The following is a 21,010-nucleotide window of genomic DNA, read 5'->3' as shown; positions in this document are numbered from 1 at the left end:
AACAATCAATTGATATGCTTTTGAGACAAAAAACCGCAGTAACAGTAAAATTCATATTTATAGCGCTGGTATATATGTGCTGTTCTGTTTTTTATGCACAGCAACAGCCTGCAGATTATGTAAATCCGTTTATTGGAACTTCTAATTTTGGAGCTACTTATCCCGGACCTGTTGCGCCCAGAGGAATGGCAGGTATTAGTCCGTTTAATGTTGCGGGGCCTCAAAATAAACCTTTGGAAAAAGACAGTCAGTGGCTGTCTACTCCTTATGTGCATGAAAATACTTTTTTAACCGGTTTTTCTCAGGTAAATTTAAGCGGAGTAGGCTGTCCTGATTTAGGTGTTTTATTACTAATGCCCACTACAGGAAAAGTAGAAACCAATCATTTAAAATACGGTTCTGTGTACTCTGAAGAAATAGCTAAAACAGCCTATTACAGTTCTAAAATTGATAAATACAATATCAAAGCGGAGTTTACAGCTTCAAAACGTGTAGGAGTCAGCCGCTTTACTTTCCCTAAAGGGCAATCTAATATTCTGTTGAATCTGGGCGTTGGTTTAACCAATGAAGAAGGCGGAATGTTACAGATAGTTTCAGCAACTGAGATTGAAGGCATGCGAAGTGTAGGTTCATTTTGTTACAACAGTCCCGAAGATGCCTATCCGGTGTATTTTGTAGCTAAATTTTCAAGACCAGCCGATCAATTCGGTGTCTGGAAAAAGCCGGCAAAATATGATGGAGCCGAAGCACAGTGGATGACTTACAATGGTAAAACCCGAATGATGGACAACAATACTAAAATGGTAGTGGGAGACAGCATCGGAAGTTATTTCAGCTATCAATTCGATAAAGAAGAAACAGTAGAAGTTAAAATTGGTATTTCGTATGTAAGTATTGCCAATGCGAGAGAAAATCTTGCAAAAGAAACCGGGAATAAATCCTTTGATGCAGTTTATAAAGAAACTTATCAGCAATGGAATGAATTGCTTTCCAAAATAAAAACAGAAGGTGGTACGACAGCAGACAAAACGGTTTTTTATACGGCTTTGTATCACACGCTGATTCATCCTAATACGCTCAATGATTACAACGGAGAGTTTCCGGAAATCAAAACGGGTAACACAGGTAAAACTAACGGAACCCGATATACGGTTTTTTCGCTTTGGGATACGTACCGCAATTTACATCAGCTGATGTCCTTGGTTTACCCCAAACAGCAGTCGGATATGGTAAAAAGTATGCTCGAAATGTATGATGAAAACGGCTGGCTGCCTAAATGGGAATTAAATTCGACTGAAACATTTACCATGGTGGGCGATCCGGCAAGCATTGTTATTGCAGACACTTATTTAAAAGGAATTCAGGATTTTGATGTCCAAAAAGCATACAAAGCGATGCTGAAAGGTGCGGATCAGTTAGAAAATAATCCATTGCGTCCCGGACTAAAAGAGTATATTGAGAAAGGCTATGTGACAACAAAAGACAAAGGCTCCGTTTCCACTACGCAGGAATATAACGCTTCGGATTATGCCATTTCACTTTTGGCGAAAGCCTTAGGAAATAAAAAGGATTATCAGCGTTTTAAAAACCGTTCGATATCTTATCGAAAACTGTATGATAAGGATTTAAAATTATTGCGACCACGAACAGAAAACGGTAGTTTTTATGAACCTTTTGATCCGTTATCAGGAGCTAATTTTGAAGAAAATATTGGTTTTATCGAAGGAAATGCGTGGCAATATGCATTTATGGTTCCACATGATATAGAGGGACTCATGAAATTAATGGGAGGCAAAAAAGTATTTAGCAGTCAGCTGCAAAAGGTTTTTGACAGCAAACAATTTGACATGGCTAATGAACCGGATATTGCTTACCCTTATTTGTTTAATTATATCAAAGGAGAAGAATGGAGAAGTCAGGAATTGGTGCAAAAACTGATAAAACAGTATTTTCAGAATAAACCCGACGGTTTACCCGGAAATGATGATACAGGGACGATGTCGGCCTGGCTGGTGTATTCGATGATGGGAATTTATCCACTGGCTCCGGGCGAACCTAAATATGCCATAACGCCACCTGTTTTTGATAGAATCACTATCGAATTAGACTCTGAATATTATAAAAATAAAAAGATAATAATCGAAAAAGAATCCAATAATAAAGGCAAAATCAAAAGCATGGAATTAAACGGAAAGGAGTATAAGAGTTACTTTATCACTCATGATGATTTTGTAAACGGGACAATACTAAAAGTGATTCAGGAATAAAAATAAGAAACAAGATGAAAAAGATAATAATTGCTTTAGTGGTATTTTTTGGTTTGATAAACCAGGGATCTGCCCAAAAAAAATATCCTTATCAGGATTCAAAGTTAGCTGTTGAAGACAGAGTAACTGACTTGTTGAGCCGGATGAGTTTAGAAGAAAAAGTACGCCAGATGGATATGTACAAAGGCGAATATTTCAAAGAAAAAGAAGATTTTTCTAAAACAAAAGCGGATGCTAAAATTGGAAAATTAGGAATTGGAGCCATTCATGATATTTATCCGCGTTCTGCAAAAATGATTAATGATCTTCAAAAAGAAGTAATTAAAAACAACCGTTGGGGAATTCCGGCATTGATTATGTGCGAGATGCTTCACGGTTATCTTGACGATGGAAGTACAGCTTTCCCAATGAATATAGGTCTTGGAGCGACTTGGGATACTGGTGTAATGGATAAAGTAGGGAAAGTAATCGCTGCCGAAGCCAGAGCGCATGGTGTTCATTTTGGTTTAGGACCTAATTTAGATTTAGGCCGTGAGCCACGTTGGGGAAGAGTTGCTGAAACTTTTGGAGAAGACGCATATTTGAACAGCGAACTTGGTCTGTCCATGATTAAAGGAATGCAAGGGGATGATTTAACATCAGATCGTTCTATCATTGCAGAACCCAAACATTTTGCCGTTCACGGAATTCCTCAGGCGGGAGGAAATTCTTCTCCTATTTTAGTAGGAGAACGTTCGGCTCGTGAAGATCATCTTCCTTCTTTTCAAAAAGCATTTACTAAAGGAGGAGCATTGGGAACCATGTGTGCTTATTCTGAATTAGACGGAATTCCATGTGCTGCTAATCATTGGTTATTGACTGATGTTTTGCGAAAAGAATGGGGTTTTAAAGGAATTGTAGTATCCGATTTAGGGGCTATCAAATACCTTCAAACCACACATTATGTTACTAACTCACCAAAAGAAAGTATCCGTGAAGCAGTTGCTGCAGGTGTGGATATGCAATTTTATGATTTTACCAATGAATTTTGGCAACAAAGTCTGATCGAATTGGTAAATGAGAAAAAATTGACGATGGAGCAAATTAACCGTGCGGCCGGTGGTATATTACGATTGAAGTTTTTATTAGGTCTGTTCGAAAATCCATATACGGATAAAAATTTAATCAAAGAGCGTTTTCATACCAAAGAAAATGAGGATATTGCTCTTGAAGCAGGACATAAATCGATGGTTTTACTGAAAAATGAAAACAATCTTTTACCACTTAAAAAAGATTTACAAACTATTGCTGTTATTGGTCCTAATGCCAATGCGTCCAGATTGGGAGGTTATTCTGTTCACAACAAAGTAGGAACTACAGTCCTTGAAGGAATCCAACAGGTGGTTGGTAAAAATACAAACGTAATTTATGAAGAAGGTGTCCCATTAATTGTAAAAGGTCAAATCATACCATCCAGATATTTATGGACACCAGATGGATCTCAAAACGGATTGAAAGGAGAATATTTCAATAACAGAAATGTCGAAGGAACTCCGGCATTAACGCGTATTGACAATCAGTTGGAATTTGACTGGCCATGGAATCCGGGTGCAGGAGTTAATGATGACGATTTTTCTATTCGCTGGACAGGTTATATCCAATCAGAAAAATCATTTGACGGTTGGTTAGGTTTAAGTTCTGATGACGGAATCAGAATGTGGATTGACGATCAGTTAGTGATTGACAACTGGACAAAGGGAGCAACGAGTATTGTTACAACTCCAAAAAATATTGAAGCAGGAAAAAAATATAAAGTCCGTATTGAAATGTGGGAAGGAGGCTGGGGAGCCCGGGCGCATTTGAGATGGAATCTTGAAAAAATAGACTTGCAACCAGCAATTGATATAGCTAAAAAAGCCGATGTTGCTGTGGTTGTTTTAGGAGAATCGAATGAATTAGTTGAAGAAAACAGAGATGTTGCTACTTTAGATTTACACGGTATGCAGCAGGAATTGATTGAAGCTATTCAAAAGACAGGAACTCCGGTAGTTTGTGTGTTGTTAAACGGTCGTCCGCTTTCTGTAAACTGGATCAATGAAAATATTCCAGCCATTGTTGAAGGCTGGTTTCCGGGAGAAGCAGGAGGAAAGGCTGTGGCCGATGTGTTGTTTGGGGATTACAATCCGGGAGGAAGATTACCAATTACTTTTCCAAAATCGGTGGGGCAATTGCCTATTTATTACAACCAAAAACCATCTGCAATACACAGATATGTTTCAGAAAGTGAAAATCCGTTATATACTTTTGGATATGGCTTAAGTTATACCACATTCGAATATTCAAATTTAACTTTAAATACTCAGGAAATTAAAGTTGACGGAAGTCTGAAAGTAAGTGTTGATGTTAAAAATACAGGGAATTATGATGGTGACGAAGTGGTACAATTGTATATTAATGATGTATACAGTTCTGTAACAACTCCGGAAAAAACATTAAAAGGTTTTAAAAGAGTATTTATCAAAAAAGGAGAAACAAAAAAGCTGGAATTTATATTAACTCCTGAGGAATTGGCTATTTGGAACCGAAAAATGGAAAATGTCGTAGAGCCGGGCGATTTTGAAGTGATGGTTGGAGGAAATTCAACAGATTTACTCACAGAAAAGTTTTTCATTATGGATAATTAAACGTTTTAACAAAATTACAGATAATAAAAAAACGCACCCGTAAAATATGGGTGCGTTTTTTTATTAGGAATTTTATCTTTTGTTGCGTAATCATTCTTGTTTTAACATTTTTAGTAAAAAGTATTTGAAGTAAGCAAATGTTTAATGATTAAATTATAAATAGGTTGTGGTTGGTTTCTTTATTAAATTTGTATCAAAATGATTTTTTTAATGAAAAAACAGTTAAAATTGACAAACACCTTTTCAAATTTGTCATTGGTCGAAATTATGAAATACAAACAAATCTTTCTCTTTACATTTAACTAAGCATTAACTTAAGGTTAACTTATCAGAAACAAAATTACTAACTCAAAAACAAAATTATGATTCAAAATGTATTAAAGCTACTGTTTGTATTTTGCTTGTTTGGTTTTCATCAGGCTCAGGCACAAATAACAGTAAAGGGGACAGTTACAGAAGCTAAGAGCGGTTTTCCACTGCCTGGAGCAAATGTCATTGTGAAAGGAACAACAAATGGTATTTCAACCGATATGGATGGTAAATACAGTATAAGTGTTCCGGGTCAGTCGGCCATTTTAGTCTTTTCCTATATAGGATCAGTTTCAAAAGAAGTTACTGTAGGAAATCAGACTGCTATTAATGTATCGTTAACAGAAGATGCAGAACAATTAGGGGAGGTAGTTGTAACTGCATTAGGAATTAAGAGAGAGAAAAAAGCCATTACTTATTCTGCACAAAATGTAGATGTGGATGAAATTTCTCAGGCAAGATCCTTAAACGTTGCCAATTCTCTTTCGGGGAAAGTAGCGGGTCTTAATTTCTCTACTACTTCTAACGGGGTAGGAAGTTCATCAAGGATTACTTTGAGAGGTAACCGTTCACTTAACGGTAATAATCAGCCGTTATATGTAATAGATGGTGTACCAATTAGTAATGGAACAACAAATAGTAATCCGGATATTGATACAGGAGGAACTACACAACCTGATGGTATCTCTAACATCAATCCTGAAGACATTGCTTCGATGACAGTATTGAAAGGACCATCTGCTGCTGCTCTTTATGGTTCCAGAGCAAGTAATGGTGTTATTGTAATTACAACTAAATCTGGTAAAGCAGGTAAAACTTCAGTTTCGTTGTCTTCCAATTTTATGGCCTCTTCTGCCTATAATTTGATGAATTTACAAAATGAGTATGGTCAGGGATCTAATGGTGTTTATAATCCTACTTCCAGCTCAAGCTGGGGTGGAAAGTTAGACGGAAGTCAGGTTTCAAACTGGCAGTTAGTTCGTAATCCTAATTTTGAAGGACCTGCTACACAAAGTTATTCTGCACAACCGGATAATGTTATTGACTTTTATAAAACGGGTTATAATTTAGCTAATACCTTAACCGTTACTTCCGGAACTGAAAAAGCACAAGCTTATTTTTCTTACACCAATACAAAAGCAGAAGGTATTGTTGGAGGAAATAAATTAGACAGACACAATCTTAATTTAAGGTTGACAAGTAAAATATCTGATAAGCTGACATTAGATGCAAAGACAAATTATATTGTTCAGGATATTGATAACCTATTGAGAACAGGAGAAGAGTCTATCGGAACATCAGCTTATTTATTACCTCGTAGTATTGCATTCAATGACTATAAAAATTTCGAATATTTTGATGCTGCCGGACAAAGACAGATGAATTATTTTATTGATGAAACTGGTTCTCCGGGAGGAAATCCTTACTGGTCAGCATTAAGAGATGATGCGCGTACAGATAAAAGAAACCGATTCATAGGTTTAGCTTCTCTTAAATATGAGTTTACAAAAACATTAAGTTTGCAAGGTAGAGCCGGTTTAGATCAAATGACAAACAAAAATGTCAGAAACAGATATGCTACAATTGCTTTTAACAACAACCTAGGTTCATACAGTGAGTCTTATGAAACAGTAAGCGAGCTTAATGTTGATGCTTTACTTTCTTATAATGAAAAATTTGGAGATTTTTCTGTTGGATTGAATGCTGGTGCAAGTGCATTGCAACAAAAAAGCTCTGCTCTGAATTCAGGAGGGGTTTTAAGTAAAAGAAACTTTTTTGCTCTATCAAACGTACAGACAATTCAATCTACTTCTACAGTTTCAGAAAAAAGAATTAACTCTGTTTACGGATTTGGACAACTTGGTTTTAAAAACTTTTTGTTCTTAGATTTAACGGCCAGAAACGACTGGTCATCTACCTTACCTGAAGATTATTTTTATCCGTCTGTTGGTCTTTCAGCAGTAATTTCAGACATGGTTGCTTTGCCTGAGGTAATTAGTTTTGCAAAATTAAGAGCTTCTTATGCACAAGTGGGGAATGATACCAATCCTTATCAGACACTACCATTGCTAAGCTATATCGGAGGTAACGGTGGTATGTTATACGGACAAACAACTGCAGCAAACCGCAACCTTAAACCTGAGATATCTTCTTCTACAGAATTTGGTGCAGACATTCGATTCTTTAATAATCGTTTAGGATTAGATTTCACTTATTTCAAAACATTAACGGATAATCAGATTTTCTATATCAATACACCGGAATCTTCTGCTTATTCAAGAGCGATTGTGAATGGTGGAGATATTGAAAATGAAGGTATTGAACTTACCCTAACAGCAACTCCTGTGGAGACAGAAGATTTTACATGGGATATTACAGCAAACTATGCTTCTTATAAATCAAAAGTGAAATCTATTTTCGAAGGAAGAGACGAATTAGTTCTGGGTGAAGGACGTTTAGTCAGAAGTAAAGTAATCGTAGGTGGAGAATATGGTGATTTATATATTAAAGGTTTTCAAAGAGATCCAAATGGGAACATCATTGTAAATAGCGCTGGTATTCCATTAGCAACAAACGGTTTTGATGTTCGTGCCGGTAACTTTAACCCGGACTGGACAGCAGGTTTTAAAAATAACTTTAAATACAAAGATTTTAATTTAAGTTTCCTTGTTGATTTTAGAATTGGTGGAGAAGTTATCTCTTATACTCAGGCAAGACAGGCCGGTTTAGGGGTAAATGATATCACTCTGGCAGGAAGAGAAGGCGGAATTGTTGTTCCAGGTGTTGTATCAAACGGAAATGGAACTTTTACTCCAAATACTACCAGCATTACTGCTGAGCAATACTGGACAGCAATTGGACAAAGAACACCTGTTGCAGAACCTTTTATCTACGATGCTACCAATATTAGATTAAGGGAAGTTGTTTTGGGTTATTCACTACCAAAACGCCTGCTTGAAAAATCAAGTTTGTCAAGTATTGACTTTTCATTAGTGGGAAGAAATTTATTCTTCTTTGTTAATAAAGCAAAATATTTTGACCCTGAAGCAGGAGCCGGTACAGGAAACTTACAAGGTATAGAGTCTTTCAATATTCCTTCAACAAGAGAATATGGAGTGAATGTAAAATTTGGATTTTAATTAAAAAAAAAGATATCATGAAATATAGTTTTAAAATAAAAACGTTAGGAGTTGCATTATTAGCAGTTTCTATTTTATCAAGCTGCACAGGCGATTTTGATGAGATAAATACCGATCCTAATTCTCTTACTGAAGATCAGTTAGATGCTACATTAGCAGGACCTGCTTTTGCTTCAGCATTATATGCAGGTATTCATAATGGTTCTTATTCATCACCAGGAGTAGATGATCAGGGAACCTGGGGAATTGCTACAGGAATTTTATCATCAACTTTTATTCATTATTTAAATTGTGGATATGGTACTGAAAGAAATGCATTTGTAAATGGATATGAAGGACGTGGATGGACAAGGTTTTATACTGTTGCGGTTCCTGCTTTAAATAATGCTTTTAAGGCATCTGAAGGAAATGCTGAAGCACTTGCAATATTAAAAATATGGAAAGTTTTTATGTATAACCAAATGGTAGATGCTTACGGACCAATTCCTTATACAGAAGCCGGAAATGGTAAGGAAAAAGTGCCTTATGATAGTGTCGAATTTATTTATGAAGACTTTTTTAAATTATTAGACGAAGCAAACACTACATTAAGTGCTGCATCTATATCAACAGTAGCTTCATTTCAGCCTAATGACCGTCTTTATTCAGGAAACGTTAATAATTGGAGAATATTTGGAAACAGTTTAAAATTACGTCTAGCATTAAGAATATCTGATGTTCAGCCTGAGAAAGCAAAAACACAAGCTGAAGCTGCGGTAGCTGCGGGAGTTATGGTGAATAATGAGCAGGGAGCTTTCTTTAAGGCAAGTAATATTACCCCAAATAACTTAAACATGATTGTAAACAGCTGGGGGTATACGATGACTGCTTCTATGGAAAGTATTCTTGTAGGATATAATGATCCACGATTAGCTAAATGGTTTGCTACAATTGATACCGGTGAGTATCGTGGTCAGCCTGTTGGGGGATTAGAAAATCAGTTTGGAACAACTAAATTCTCTGCTTTTAATAACGATGTTATGGGGAATGGTGCTGCAGGAAATCTTAGTGAGTCTAAAAATATAGAAGTATTTATGGCTTCTGAAAATTATTTCAGCAGAGCAGAAGGTGCTTTAAACGGATGGAATATGGGTGGAACTGCTCAAACTCTGTATGAAGAAGGTATCAGAATGTCATTAAGACAATGGGGAATTACAGATAATACAGTAATAGATGCATATGTAGCAGGAAACACATTACCTACTGTACCAAATATTGCTACTGTTTATCCAGGTTTAGGTTTAGAAGATACTCCAGTGAAATTACCTGTAGCCTGGTCTGCTGTTGCTACAAATCAACGTACTCAAATTGCGGTTCAAAAATACCTGGCAATTTTTCCGGAATCCTGGGAATCTTGGGCAGACTTGCGCCGAAGTGATGCTAAAGTTATTTATGCACCGCTTAATACCGATAATAATGATGCTGGAGTTGGTAAATCTTTGATGAAAAGAATTATCTATACAACGAATGAATATTCTGCAAACAGAGAGGCCGTTATAGATGGAATTTCTAAATTAGGAGGTCCTGATACAGGTGGATCTAAGATTTGGTGGGATGTTAAATAAACAAAATAATAGAGATAAATAAATCTCTTTCATTTAATAATAAATAAAAGGAGAGGTAACTCTCCTTTTGTTTTTTTAAGTACTTAAAATTATAAAGTAAGAGAAAATGCTACTAGAAATTTGTGCTTCGTCTTATCAATCTGCAATAAATGCTCAGGAAGCAGGTGCTCACAGAATAGAATTATGCTCAGAGCTTGCACTGGGTGGGATAACACCTTCATACGGATTGCTTAAAAATGTATTGACACATATTACTATTCCGGTTTTTGTATTAATACGTCCCAGAAGTGGGAACTTTACGTATTCAGAAGAAGAATTTGATGTAATGAAAACCGATATTCAATTGTGTAAGGATTTAGGATGCCAAGGAATTGTTTCGGGGGTTCTGAATGCTGATAATACTGTTGATATTCAAAGAACAAAAGAATTAATCGAACTGGCAAAACCATTACAATTTACTTTCCATCGCGCTTTTGACTGGATTGAAAATTCTTTCGAAGCATTGGAACAGTTAAAAGAAATCGGAGTAAACAGAATTTTAACTTCAGGTTCTAAAATAACTGCCGTAGAAGGAATTTCCCATCTTACAGCTTTAAAAGAAAAAGCAGGGAATACTATCACTATTTTACCTGGAAGCGGAATAAATAGTGACAATGTCATTTTATTTAAAAAAAATGGATTTGGCGAAATTCATTGTTCGGCAACAAGCATTGTCTATGACCATCATTTAGGTAAAATCCCGATGAACAGCACCAAATTATTTGATGAACGCATTATTGTTCATTCTGATTTTGATAAAATAAAAGCAATTATTAGGTGTATGGCCTCCTAAGCAAATTTTAACTTTAGACTTCTTTTTACAACACATTAAAATAATTATATTTAAATATGAGCCAATTACATACTCAGCAGAAAAACAATGCATTACTTCCGATTCTGATTATATCTGGACTATTCTTTATTTTCGGATTTGTAACATGGATTAACGGAGCCTTAATTCCGTTTATGAAAACAATTAACGAATTAACCTCGGCACAGTCTCTTCTGGTAGCTTCGGCATCCTATATTTCGTTTGTGGTAATGGCTTTACCGGCATCTTATATTTTGTCTAAAATAGGGTATAAAAAAGGAATGTCACTGGGATTATTTATTATGGGTGCAGGTGCCTTAGTCTTTATACCGGCAGCTGAAGCAAGAACTTATTGGATTTTTCTGGCAGGAATTTTTATTCAGGGAGCCGGAATGACTTTATTACAAACAGCGTCAAATCCTTATATTACCATCCTGGGACCTATCGACAGTGCTGCCAAGCGTATCGCTATTATGGGCATCGCTAATAAGGTTGCAGGAGCTTTAGGATCACTTATTTTTGGAGCTATTTTATTATCCGGAATTGATGAAATAAATGAAAAATTAACTACGGTTTCAGATGCAGAAAAAATACAGCTGTTAGACACCATGGCCGATAGTGTCGTGCTACCATACATTATTATGGCAGTAGTATTATTTATTTTAGGCATCTTAATAAGAAAAGCTCCTCTTCCTCATGTGGAAGCAGAACCTATAGATGAATCTAAGGCGGGTGAAACCACAAAAAGCAGTATTTTCCAGTTTCCTCATTTATGGCTGGGTGTACTTACACTTTTTATGTATGTAGGTGTGGAGGTAATAGCCGGAGATACTATTATTGCATACGGAATCTCATTAGGATTTCCTGCCGCTGATGCCAAGTTTTTCACCACGTTTACCTTATTAGCAATGGTACTTACTTATGTTTTAGGTGTATTTTTGATTCCTAAATACATCAGTCAGGCTTTGGCTTTGAGAGCAAGTGCTATAATCGGAATTGTCTTTTCTTTTTGTATTGTATTCACCACCGGATTTACTTCTGTATTGTTTGTAGCTGCATTAGGAATTGCTAATGCTTTAGTTTGGCCTGCAGTATGGCCGTTAACATTAAAAGGTCTGGGGAAATTCACCAAAACAGCTTCGGCATTATTGATTATGGCGATTTCCGGGGGAGCTATTATTCCGCCTTTATATGGAAAATTAGTTGATAGCAACAAAGCAACATATATCGCACAGGGAATGAATGAAGCATTAGCTACAGCTACAGCTTCTACTAAAGGATATTGGATTTTGTTACCTTGTTATGTTGTGATTTTGTATTATGCTATTTCAGGACATAAATTAGGGTTAAAGAAAAATTAAAAATAAATCATGATTTCTAAATTAAAATATGTAGTAATTGTGCTGGCAGGATTTTGTTTTTCCTGTGTTTCTGTTTCTAAAAAAATCAAGGCAGAACATAAAACGGAACAATTTATTACGGATAATCCTCTGACGGCTAACAGTCATGCTGCGACTCTTGAGGAAATAAAACCCAATCACCTTCTGGTAGCATGGTTTGGCGGAAAACATGAAGGCGCTAAGGATGTAGGTATTTATACGTCAAATTATGATGGGAAAAGCTGGTCCCAACCGCAAATGTGTATTGCTCCTTTAGTAAAAGACGGCGATACTCTGCCTTGCTGGAATCCGGTTTTATATAAAAGTAAGAGTGAAAAATTATATTTGTTTTATAAAATTGGTAAAAATCCAAGGGAATGGTTTGGAGCTATGATTGTTTCAAATGACAACGGTATGAGCTGGAGTAAACCTGAATACCTGCCAAACGGAATTTTAGGTCCTATTAAAAATAAACCTGTTGAAGTGGTCCCCGGTACAATTTTATGTGGAAGCAGTACTGAAAGTGTTACAGATAATCAATGGCGGGTACATGTCGAAACTTATACTGAAGCAACGAACAACTGGAAAAAAATCCCGGTTGAAAACAAGAAAAATTTTGATATTATTCAACCCACATTTTTGGTGCATTCGAAAAAAAATATTCAAATTTTGTCCAGAAGTAAGCACAACAAACTAATCACAAGCTGGTCTAAAGATTACGGACAAAGCTGGAAAAATACTGATAGTATTGAGGTTGTGAATTCTAATTCAGGGATTGATGCCCTTACGCTGTCACCAAAATTGTTTCTATTAGTTAACAATCCGTTACGGCAGGGAAAAGACTGGTTTAACGGTCGCAATATTCTGGACGTAGAATATTCAGGAGACGGTTTACGTTGGGAAAAATTATTCGATTTGGAAAATCAAAAAGAAGGAGAGTTTAGTTATCCTGCTGTTATTCAGACTGAGGATAAAAAAATACATGTTTTGTATACCTATAATCGAAAATACATTAAACATGTAACTTTTAATATTAGAAAATAGAAAACCGATTTTAAAAATATAAATTCCTTTTAAAGAAAAAATAAAAAATTATGCAAAAATATTGTCTGGTTCTGGACTTAAAAGAAGATGCTGATTTAATTGCAGAATATAAATTATTACATCAACATGTATGGCCTGAGGTTATAGCAAGTATAAAAGACTCCGGAATTACAAATCTGGAAATTTATAATGCAGGAAACCGACTGGTGATGCTAATTGAAGCTAGTGCTGATTTTTCTTTCGAAAAGAAAGCTGAAATGGATGCCGAAAATCCAAAAGTTCAGGAATGGGAAACATTGATGTGGAAATTTCAGCAAGCGCTTCCTCAGGCAAAGGAGGGAGAAAAATGGCTGTTAACGGAAAAAATATTTCAGTTAGATCAACAGTAATTACAATTGAATTTTGAAAATATAAAGACAATGAATAAGCTTTTTTTAATTAGTACACTACTTTTTAATGTTGTTACAAATGCTCAAACTGATATTAGCAGTAAGACATTTTATAAACATGATCAATTTCTGTCTTCGGATAAAATGGAAGGACGATTTCCGGGAACTAAAGGAAATAACGATGCAGCAGCATACATAAAAAAGCATTTTAAAAAGTATGATCTAAAAAAGTTTAATGATAATTACTATCAGTCTTTTAGTCTTTTTGTAAAAGAAGGACTCAATAAAGTCAAATCAGATACTGTGGTTACACAAAATGTGGTGGGTTATCTGGAAGGTTCTGATGAAAATTTAAAAAATGAGTTTGTAGTAATAGGCGCACATTATGATCACTGGGGTTGGGGAGGAAGAACTTCGGGCAGTAAAAAAAAGGATACGGTAGCAATTCATAATGGTGCCGATGACAATGCATCTGGTGTTGCGGCACTGCTTTGTATTTTAAAAGAATTATCTAAACCGGAAAACAAACCTAAAAGAAGTGTTGTTTTTATTTCGTTCAGCGGGGAAGAAGAAGGCTTATTAGGTTCCAAATATTTTATTCAGCATTTGCCTTTTGACAAAAAGAAAGTAAAAGTAATGTTGAACATGGATATGGTAGGCAGATTAAATTCGGAAAAAGAACTCTATATGGGTGGAGCAGGAACTTTTCCTGACGGCGTTGCACTAATGAAAAAAACAGGCGAAAACAGCGGTCTTAATCCTGTTGTCCACTCCGGAGATGTAGGAGGTTCAGACCATGTTTCTTTTTACAAAGCAGGAATTTCTGCGGTGGGATTTCATACAGGAGGTCATCCGCAGTATCATACTCCGGAAGATGATATTGAACTGATAAATACAGAAGGCGGTGCATTGGTTTCTCAATATATTTATACAGTTTTAAAGGCAATTGCTAACTATGATCAGCCGCTTTATTTTATCAGTCAGGATTAGTCAAAGTGTATTTTTTTGGAAATAATAAAAGAAAAATTAAAAAGAAAGCCTTATTTTGCCGGATGTTTAATTTTAAATTATAATATGAAAACCAAAAAAATTAAAATAGCATTACTTATTGCTTTCATGACTGCAGGTTCATTTGTAAAAGCCCAATCTGTAGAGGCAACAGCTGATGACATTAAAAAAGCAGAGGAATGGGTTAGTGAATTGAATCTGAATAATGCTGAGAAACAAGACAGAGTAGTAAAGGTAGTAGCTACACATCTATCAACAATCAAAGACTGGCATAATACGCATCCTTTTTCTACCGTTCCGGCCGGTATTAATCCGTTAGACGGTAAGCCGCTTTCAGATTTGCATAGACAAATTATTGCCGATTCTGCAATGCCTTCAACAATACATGAAGACTTGATGAACGGACTGAGAAAAGATTTAACGGAAGAACAAGTAGCGGCAGTATTAGACAAATACACGATTGGAAAAGTTGCCTTTACGATGAAAGGATATGAAGCTATCGTTCCTAATTTAACTGCTGCCGAAAGTGCCGAAATTAGAAAATTACTGGAAAAAGCACGTGAGCAGGCGGTAGATTATAAAAGCATGAAAGAGATATCGGCTATTTTCGAAATTTACAAAACAGAAGCCGAAAAATATCTGAATAACCACGGTCGTAACTGGCGCCAAATGTATAGTGATTACACTAAAAAGATAAAAGCGGAGAAAGCAGCTAAGAAAAAAGAGTAGATTTTATCTTCTGTAAAACAAAAAAGGTCTTTAATTCGTTGATTAAAGACCTTTTTTTAGGTAAAATGATTGGTAATTATTTAACAGTCAGGTGGCAGGTAGCCATTTTCCATATCTCATTGTAATTTTTCCCATTGTGTTCTCCTCCGGCTTTTTCTGTTTGAGAAAATTCAACCATGTAATTTCCGGACCAGATAGGAGTAAATGAAAACTCTCCGTTTTCATTGGTCCATAATTCTTTTTCCCAGCCGTTCGGAGCAATTACTTTTACTTTTTGCTCTTTGGCAACAGCTGCATTATAAGTAGCAACGGCCGTAACTTTAGTGTTTTTTGCCAGTGAAGAGGCATTTTCAGCAAATACAGAAATTTTATTAGTGTTAGCAGCAGCTTCGTTCCCTGCTAATTTATTTCCTACCACTATATTGGCACTGGAATTATAATCCAGTTTCATGGTTCCGTAAACATCTTTTACGGTATGTTGCATGACAACAGTATAAACCCCATCTTCTTCAGGAGTAAAAAAGGCCTGATATTTATTCTCTAATGGAGTCGATTTCAGTCTGATTTCTTTTTTAGAAGGACTAATGACCACCAGAGTAAAATCTTTTAAATCCGAAAACCATTTTTCTGCTTTTGTAATATCATTTTCCGAAAACTCTCCAAAATAAACGGATATTTCCTGAGGTTTTCCTTTTGTTCCGGTAGCTTTAGTTTCGATCCATAAAGCGTGAGCAAATGATTGGCTGGTAACTAACAATAAAAACGCAACCGTTATTGTTTTAAAAAAGTTTGATTTCATAAAATTGAAAATTTTAGATTGTTTAAAATAAACGCAAATATACTTTTTAAATCTTTTTATTGCAATTTATTTAGATTTAATATAAATAATTTTTTTTTAAAGTTATCTGTAATTACTATTTGATGGAAAATAGTAAGGTAAAATACCCCTAATAATAGATGGATGAGTATTTTTATGAATATAAAACGGTTACCAATACCGAACAAATGTCGAACTATTTTGTAGAGGATTTGGAGCGATTGGTTGTAATAAAATGACAAATTTTGATGAAGTTTTTTTACTCTAATTAGTTAGAGTCGTTTTATTAGTTGTAATTTTTTTGATTATGACTATCCCTTTCTCATAATCAATTATTAAGAGTGTATACAATGAAACTAGTGTTAACAGATTGTAGATGTTATAAAATTTTAAGAATATTTAATTCTATAGTAGAAAAATAGTCGCTTTTAATTTTTAATTTATAATTTTGAAAACTTCTTAAAATACCAAGATAAACCAAACTAAATTAACCATTAATGAAAAATACAATCATCATTTGGGTGGTGGTGTTATTAGTCAGCCATTTAAGTTACTCGCAATATTCCAATCTGAAATTTGAAAATTTTGATACTAATAAAGGACTTTCCAGTAGTACCAGTGTGGAAATTTTTCAGGATAGTGATGGATTTTTGTGGTTTGGTACTATTGATGGTTTGAATAAATACAATGGTTATGAATTTGAAATTTACCGACCGGTTATAAATGATATTCATTCAATAAGTAATAACAGGATTAATGCCATTACACAGGATGACAAAGGCTTTTTATGGGTGGGGACCAGCAACGGTTTGAATGTTTTTGATAAAAAAAGCCAAAAATTTCATCGAATAAATCTTTATAAAAAGAATGATAAAGAATTCAGTGTAAGAGAGGAAATTAACAGTTTGCTATTTGATAGAAAAAACAACCTGCTTTGGGTGGCAACTAAAAATGGATTGGTAAAAATCAGTTTAAAATCGGTAGACTATTCTATATTTAAAAGTCTCGATTTTGTCCGTTATGTCCATAAGCCAAAAGATGTAAAATCTATTGATAATAATAATGTAACCAGTGTTATACAGGATAAAAAGGGAAATGTTTGGATTGGGACTGAAGGGGATAATTTGCATAAGTATAATTTTAAGACCAATACGTTTGAAAGAGTTAACATAGCTTTTGAAGCAAATCAGTATCTGGATCATTTACCAAAACAAATTCTTTTAGATAATTCGGGTTATTTTTGGATTGGCAACGACTTGTCACATCTTTATTTGTATAATCCAATTACTAAAACGACTAAGAAAATAGCACCCGTAGGTCAAAGCACCCCGGTTTTTCATTTATTTCAGGATAAAAAAGGAACAGTCTGGGCAGCTACTGACGGAAGTGGTCTTTATTTATTAGACAGAAATAAAGGGGTTATACAGCATCTGATGCAAAATCAGGATGATCCTTTTTCGTTACCTAATAACCAGCCCTCAAATGTATTAGAAGATAAAGACGGAATTTACTGGATTGCCAGTTATAATAAAGGGATTAATAAACTGGCTTTATTTAAATCATCCTTCGGACATCATTTTTATAAACCCAATAGTGGTAATAAAGGCCTGAGTACTAAAATTGCCCAATCGGTGATAGAAGACAGTAAACAACGTATTTGGATAGGTACTGATGGAGGAGGCTTAGATTTATTTGACAGTAAAACGGAAACTTTTAAGCATTTCAAATCGGTTCCTGGTGCTGCAAACACCTTAAGTTCTAATAAAATTTTATACTTGGCTACCGGAGATAATAATGACTTATGGGTATGTACCTGGGATGGTGGACTTAACAGATTTGATACTGAATCCGGAACGGTAAAGCGTTATGAAAACAATATTAAAAATCCTTTTTCTATCGGTCAAAATACAGTTTGGTGCGCAGTTCAGGACAATCAAAAAAGACTTTGGGTAGGTACTTCTACAGCCGGATTAAATCTTTTGGATACTCAAACAGATAAGTTTTACCAATATAAAAACCAACTTAACAATTCGGAAAGTTTAATAAGTAATTTTGTTTTTTCCTTATTTGTAGATTCTAAACAACGTCTTTGGGTAGGAACCTCTTTAGGATTATGTTATGTAAAGCTTAATCATTTGGGAAGCAGGATTCCTAAAAATATCAATTTTGAAGAAATAAAATTAAAAAATATCCAGGGTAACCGGGTTAACCAGGTAACTGAAGATTATAATGGCAATATTTGGGTGGCTACTGATATGGGATTGTGTCAGTTAGATACTGATTTAAAATTAAAACAGGCGTATTCATCTAAAAACGGCCTTCCAAATAACTTAGTAGTAGGCTTACAGGAAGATAATAATAAGAATATCTGGATAAGTACCAAAAGTGGTTTATCACTACTAAATCCTAGAACAAAGAATATTAAAAACTTTAATATCCATGATGGATTACAGGGTTTAGAGTTTCAAAGTAAATCGATTGTGAAGACTTTTGATGGTCGAATCATAGTGGGAGGAATTAATGGTTTTAATATATTTTATCCTAATGATATTTCGTTGAATTCAGATGAAGTAAAACCTATTATTACAGATCTTAAAATATTTAATAAACGAATAAATGCTGGTGATTCTGTAAACGGAAGAGTACTGTACAACCAAGCAATTTCAAATGTTAAAGAAATTGAATTAAAATATAATGAAGGTTATATATCATTTGGATTTGTGGCTTTGAATTATCAAAATCCGGAACGTGTAAAATATGCCTATAAAATGAGTGGTTTGGATGAAGAGTTTGTAAATGTGGATAATAACAGAGTTGCTAATTATGCTAATCTGGCTCCGGGGCTTTATGCCTTTGAAGTTATGGCAGCCATTGACGGGCAATGGAAAAATGCAGGTAAAACCAGTATTTTGGTAAGGGTACTTCCTCCATTTTGGAAAACATGGTGGGCATATATTTTATATCTCACATTTCTTGTTGCTTTAATATGGTTTGGACTTGATTATTATACCAATAAAATTAATGAAGAGAAAGAACATGAATTAGATCAGATGAAATTACGCTTTTTTATCAATGTTTCTCATGAATTCAGAACCCCGCTTACTTTAATCTTGAATCCGGTCGAGAAGATATTATCTCATTTTAATGATGCAGAAGAGGTTCAAAAGTCAGCCTTGATTATTCAAAAGAGTAGTAAACGATTATTATATTTAGTAGACCAACTATTAGATTTAAGAAAGATGGATTTGGGTAAGTCCCGTTTGGAACTTTCTAATATAGATATTGTCGCTTTTGCCAGAGATACTTTTTCACTTTTTGAAGATTTAGCTAAAAAGAAGCAAATCCGTTTTGTTTTTCAAACTGCATTGAAAGAGTATTACGGACAGTTTGATCCGGATAAAATAGAAAAGATGCTGGCTAATTTGTTGTCCAATGCGATAAAGTTTACTGATAATGGAGGGGTGATTACCCTTTCCTTATCCGAAGTGATGATTTCAGAAAAGAAATATAAAAAAATGTTCTTTAGTCCAACAAATCAGGTAAAAGGGATTCGAATTCAGATTTCCGATACAGGTATTGGTTTTAAAAAGAAACAATTGAAGGAAGTGTTTCAACGTTTTTTTCATGCTGATTCCAGTAAAACAGGTACAGGTATTGGGTTGAATTATACTAAGAGCTTAGTCGAATTGCATAAAGGAAATATTACAGTTGAAAGTCAGTATAAAAAAGGAACTACTTTTTCGATTATACTCCCTGTTGATTTAAAAGCAGTAGTAAAACAAAAGCAGTCGGATAGCTGGAATTCACAAGGAAAAGAAATGAATGCAATTCAATCTGCAGAATATGAAATTGCTATTTCAGACGAAAAAATGAAACCGGATTCACTGACTTCTGAAAGTGAAAATAAACCACTGATTCTTATTGTAGAAGATAATAAAGTGCTTCGTAATCATCTTAAGAGTGAGTTAAAAGAGTTTTATCAGGTAAAAGAAGCTACGAATGGAGCAGAAGGTTTGGAAAGAATCAGAAGGTACCAGCCAAATATGGTTATTAGTGATGTGATGATGCCAAAGATGGACGGGTTTGAACTCTGTCAACAGCTTAAAAATGATTTTGAAATCAGTCATATTCCTATTTTATTATTAACAGCCAGAAATCTGGATGAAGATATGATTAGAGGCTATCAAACCGGAGCTGATGCTTATCTGTCTAAACCTTTTAATATGGCAGTACTTAAAACCCGAATTGATAATTTGCTTGAAGCCAGAAAAAGATCCAGAGAGCGTTTTGCTGCTATTGGAGGGATAGTTGCTTCTTCTGAAATTACGATTAACTCATTAGATGAACACTTTTTGGATAAAGCTACCAAAGTAGTAGTGGATAATGTCAGTAATATCGATTTTACCTTGGATGATCTATTAGGAAGTCTGGGAATGGGTCGTTCGCAATTTTACAGAAAGATTAATTCTTTGACAGGACAAAATCCGAGTAATTTTATTCGAACTATTCGCTTAAAATATGCTTCCGAAATGTTGTTAACAAATCAATATTCGATAAAAGAAGTGGCACTAAATTGCGGATTTAATTCTACAGCTTATTTTACAAAAACCTTTAAAGAAGTTTTTAAAGTAACCCCTACACAGTATATTCAGGATCAAAAAAATCTGGATGAAACTACTGAAGAATAAATTCAATAACATAATATTTTGCTAAAAAGGCTCCGTTTTAATTCAAAAACGGAGCCTTTTTTTTAATATTTATTTAAGGTGTTTTACTGGAAAATCCTTCATATAAAAAAAGATTTTAAAATT

The 21,010-nt window shown here is 34.7% G+C and carries 12 protein-coding genes; 11 read left to right on the top strand and 1 reads right to left on the bottom strand.

What is annotated here, in order from left to right; translation table 11 throughout:
* The first annotated feature begins 14 nt into the window (after positions 1–14).
* From ABS764_RS12245 to ABS764_RS12200, 10 genes are all read left to right on the top strand, one after another.
* Positions 15–2,267 (top strand): GH92 family glycosyl hydrolase, encoded by a 2,253-nt coding sequence (locus ABS764_RS12245; protein ID WP_408082088.1) that lies wholly within the window; start codon positions 15–17, stop codon positions 2,265–2,267.
* A 14-nt stretch (positions 2,268–2,281) separates the two neighbouring features.
* Positions 2,282–4,930, top strand: a complete 2,649-nt coding sequence (locus ABS764_RS12240; RefSeq protein ID WP_408082087.1) for a glycoside hydrolase family 3 N-terminal domain-containing protein — start codon at positions 2,282–2,284, stop codon at positions 4,928–4,930.
* Positions 4,931–5,292: 362 nt separating this feature from the next.
* Positions 5,293–8,379 (top strand): SusC/RagA family TonB-linked outer membrane protein, encoded by a 3,087-nt coding sequence (locus ABS764_RS12235; protein ID WP_408082086.1) that lies wholly within the window; start codon positions 5,293–5,295, stop codon positions 8,377–8,379.
* A 17-nt stretch (positions 8,380–8,396) separates the two neighbouring features.
* Complete coding sequence (locus ABS764_RS12230; protein WP_408082085.1) at positions 8,397–9,983, top strand: SusD/RagB family nutrient-binding outer membrane lipoprotein; 1,587 nt, start codon at positions 8,397–8,399, stop codon at positions 9,981–9,983.
* Between the two features lie 106 nt (positions 9,984–10,089).
* Positions 10,090–10,815, top strand: coding sequence for a copper homeostasis protein CutC (locus ABS764_RS12225; RefSeq protein ID WP_408082084.1), 726 nt, complete (start codon positions 10,090–10,092; stop codon positions 10,813–10,815).
* 56 nt (positions 10,816–10,871) lie between these two features.
* Complete coding sequence (locus ABS764_RS12220) at positions 10,872–12,194, top strand: sugar MFS transporter (RefSeq protein WP_408082083.1); 1,323 nt, start codon at positions 10,872–10,874, stop codon at positions 12,192–12,194.
* 9 nt (positions 12,195–12,203) lie between these two features.
* A complete protein-coding gene (locus ABS764_RS12215; protein WP_408082082.1) occupies positions 12,204–13,256 on the top strand; it encodes a sialidase family protein in 1,053 nt (350 codons plus the stop codon).
* A gap of 50 nt (positions 13,257–13,306) precedes the next feature.
* Positions 13,307–13,645 (top strand): L-rhamnose mutarotase, encoded by a 339-nt coding sequence (locus ABS764_RS12210; protein WP_408082081.1) that lies wholly within the window; start codon positions 13,307–13,309, stop codon positions 13,643–13,645.
* 30 nt (positions 13,646–13,675) lie between these two features.
* A complete protein-coding gene (locus tag ABS764_RS12205; protein ID WP_408082080.1) occupies positions 13,676–14,635 on the top strand; it encodes a M20/M25/M40 family metallo-hydrolase in 960 nt (319 codons plus the stop codon).
* Positions 14,636–14,719: 84 nt separating this feature from the next.
* Positions 14,720–15,382: a DUF3826 domain-containing protein gene (locus ABS764_RS12200; protein WP_408082079.1), complete on the top strand. Its 663-nt coding sequence runs from the start codon at positions 14,720–14,722 to the stop codon at positions 15,380–15,382.
* A 76-nt stretch (positions 15,383–15,458) separates the two neighbouring features.
* On the opposite strand, the gene ABS764_RS12195 is transcribed toward ABS764_RS12200, so the two are convergent.
* Complete coding sequence (locus ABS764_RS12195; RefSeq protein ID WP_408082078.1) at positions 15,459–16,181, bottom strand: hypothetical protein; 723 nt, start codon at positions 16,179–16,181, stop codon at positions 15,459–15,461.
* A 515-nt stretch (positions 16,182–16,696) separates the two neighbouring features.
* Here ABS764_RS12195 and ABS764_RS12190 point away from each other — a divergent pair.
* On the top strand, positions 16,697–20,887 hold the full coding sequence (locus ABS764_RS12190) for a two-component regulator propeller domain-containing protein (protein WP_408082077.1): 4,191 nt from the start codon (positions 16,697–16,699) through the stop codon (positions 20,885–20,887).
* Positions 20,888–21,010: the final 123 nt, after the last annotated feature.

Origin of the sequence: Flavobacterium plantiphilum (assembly GCF_046000495.1) — a bacterium.
GTDB lineage: Bacteria > Bacteroidota > Bacteroidia > Flavobacteriales > Flavobacteriaceae > Flavobacterium > Flavobacterium plantiphilum.
Note: the sequence above shows the minus strand (reverse complement) of the source record. Positions and strands in the feature narration are given on the sequence as shown.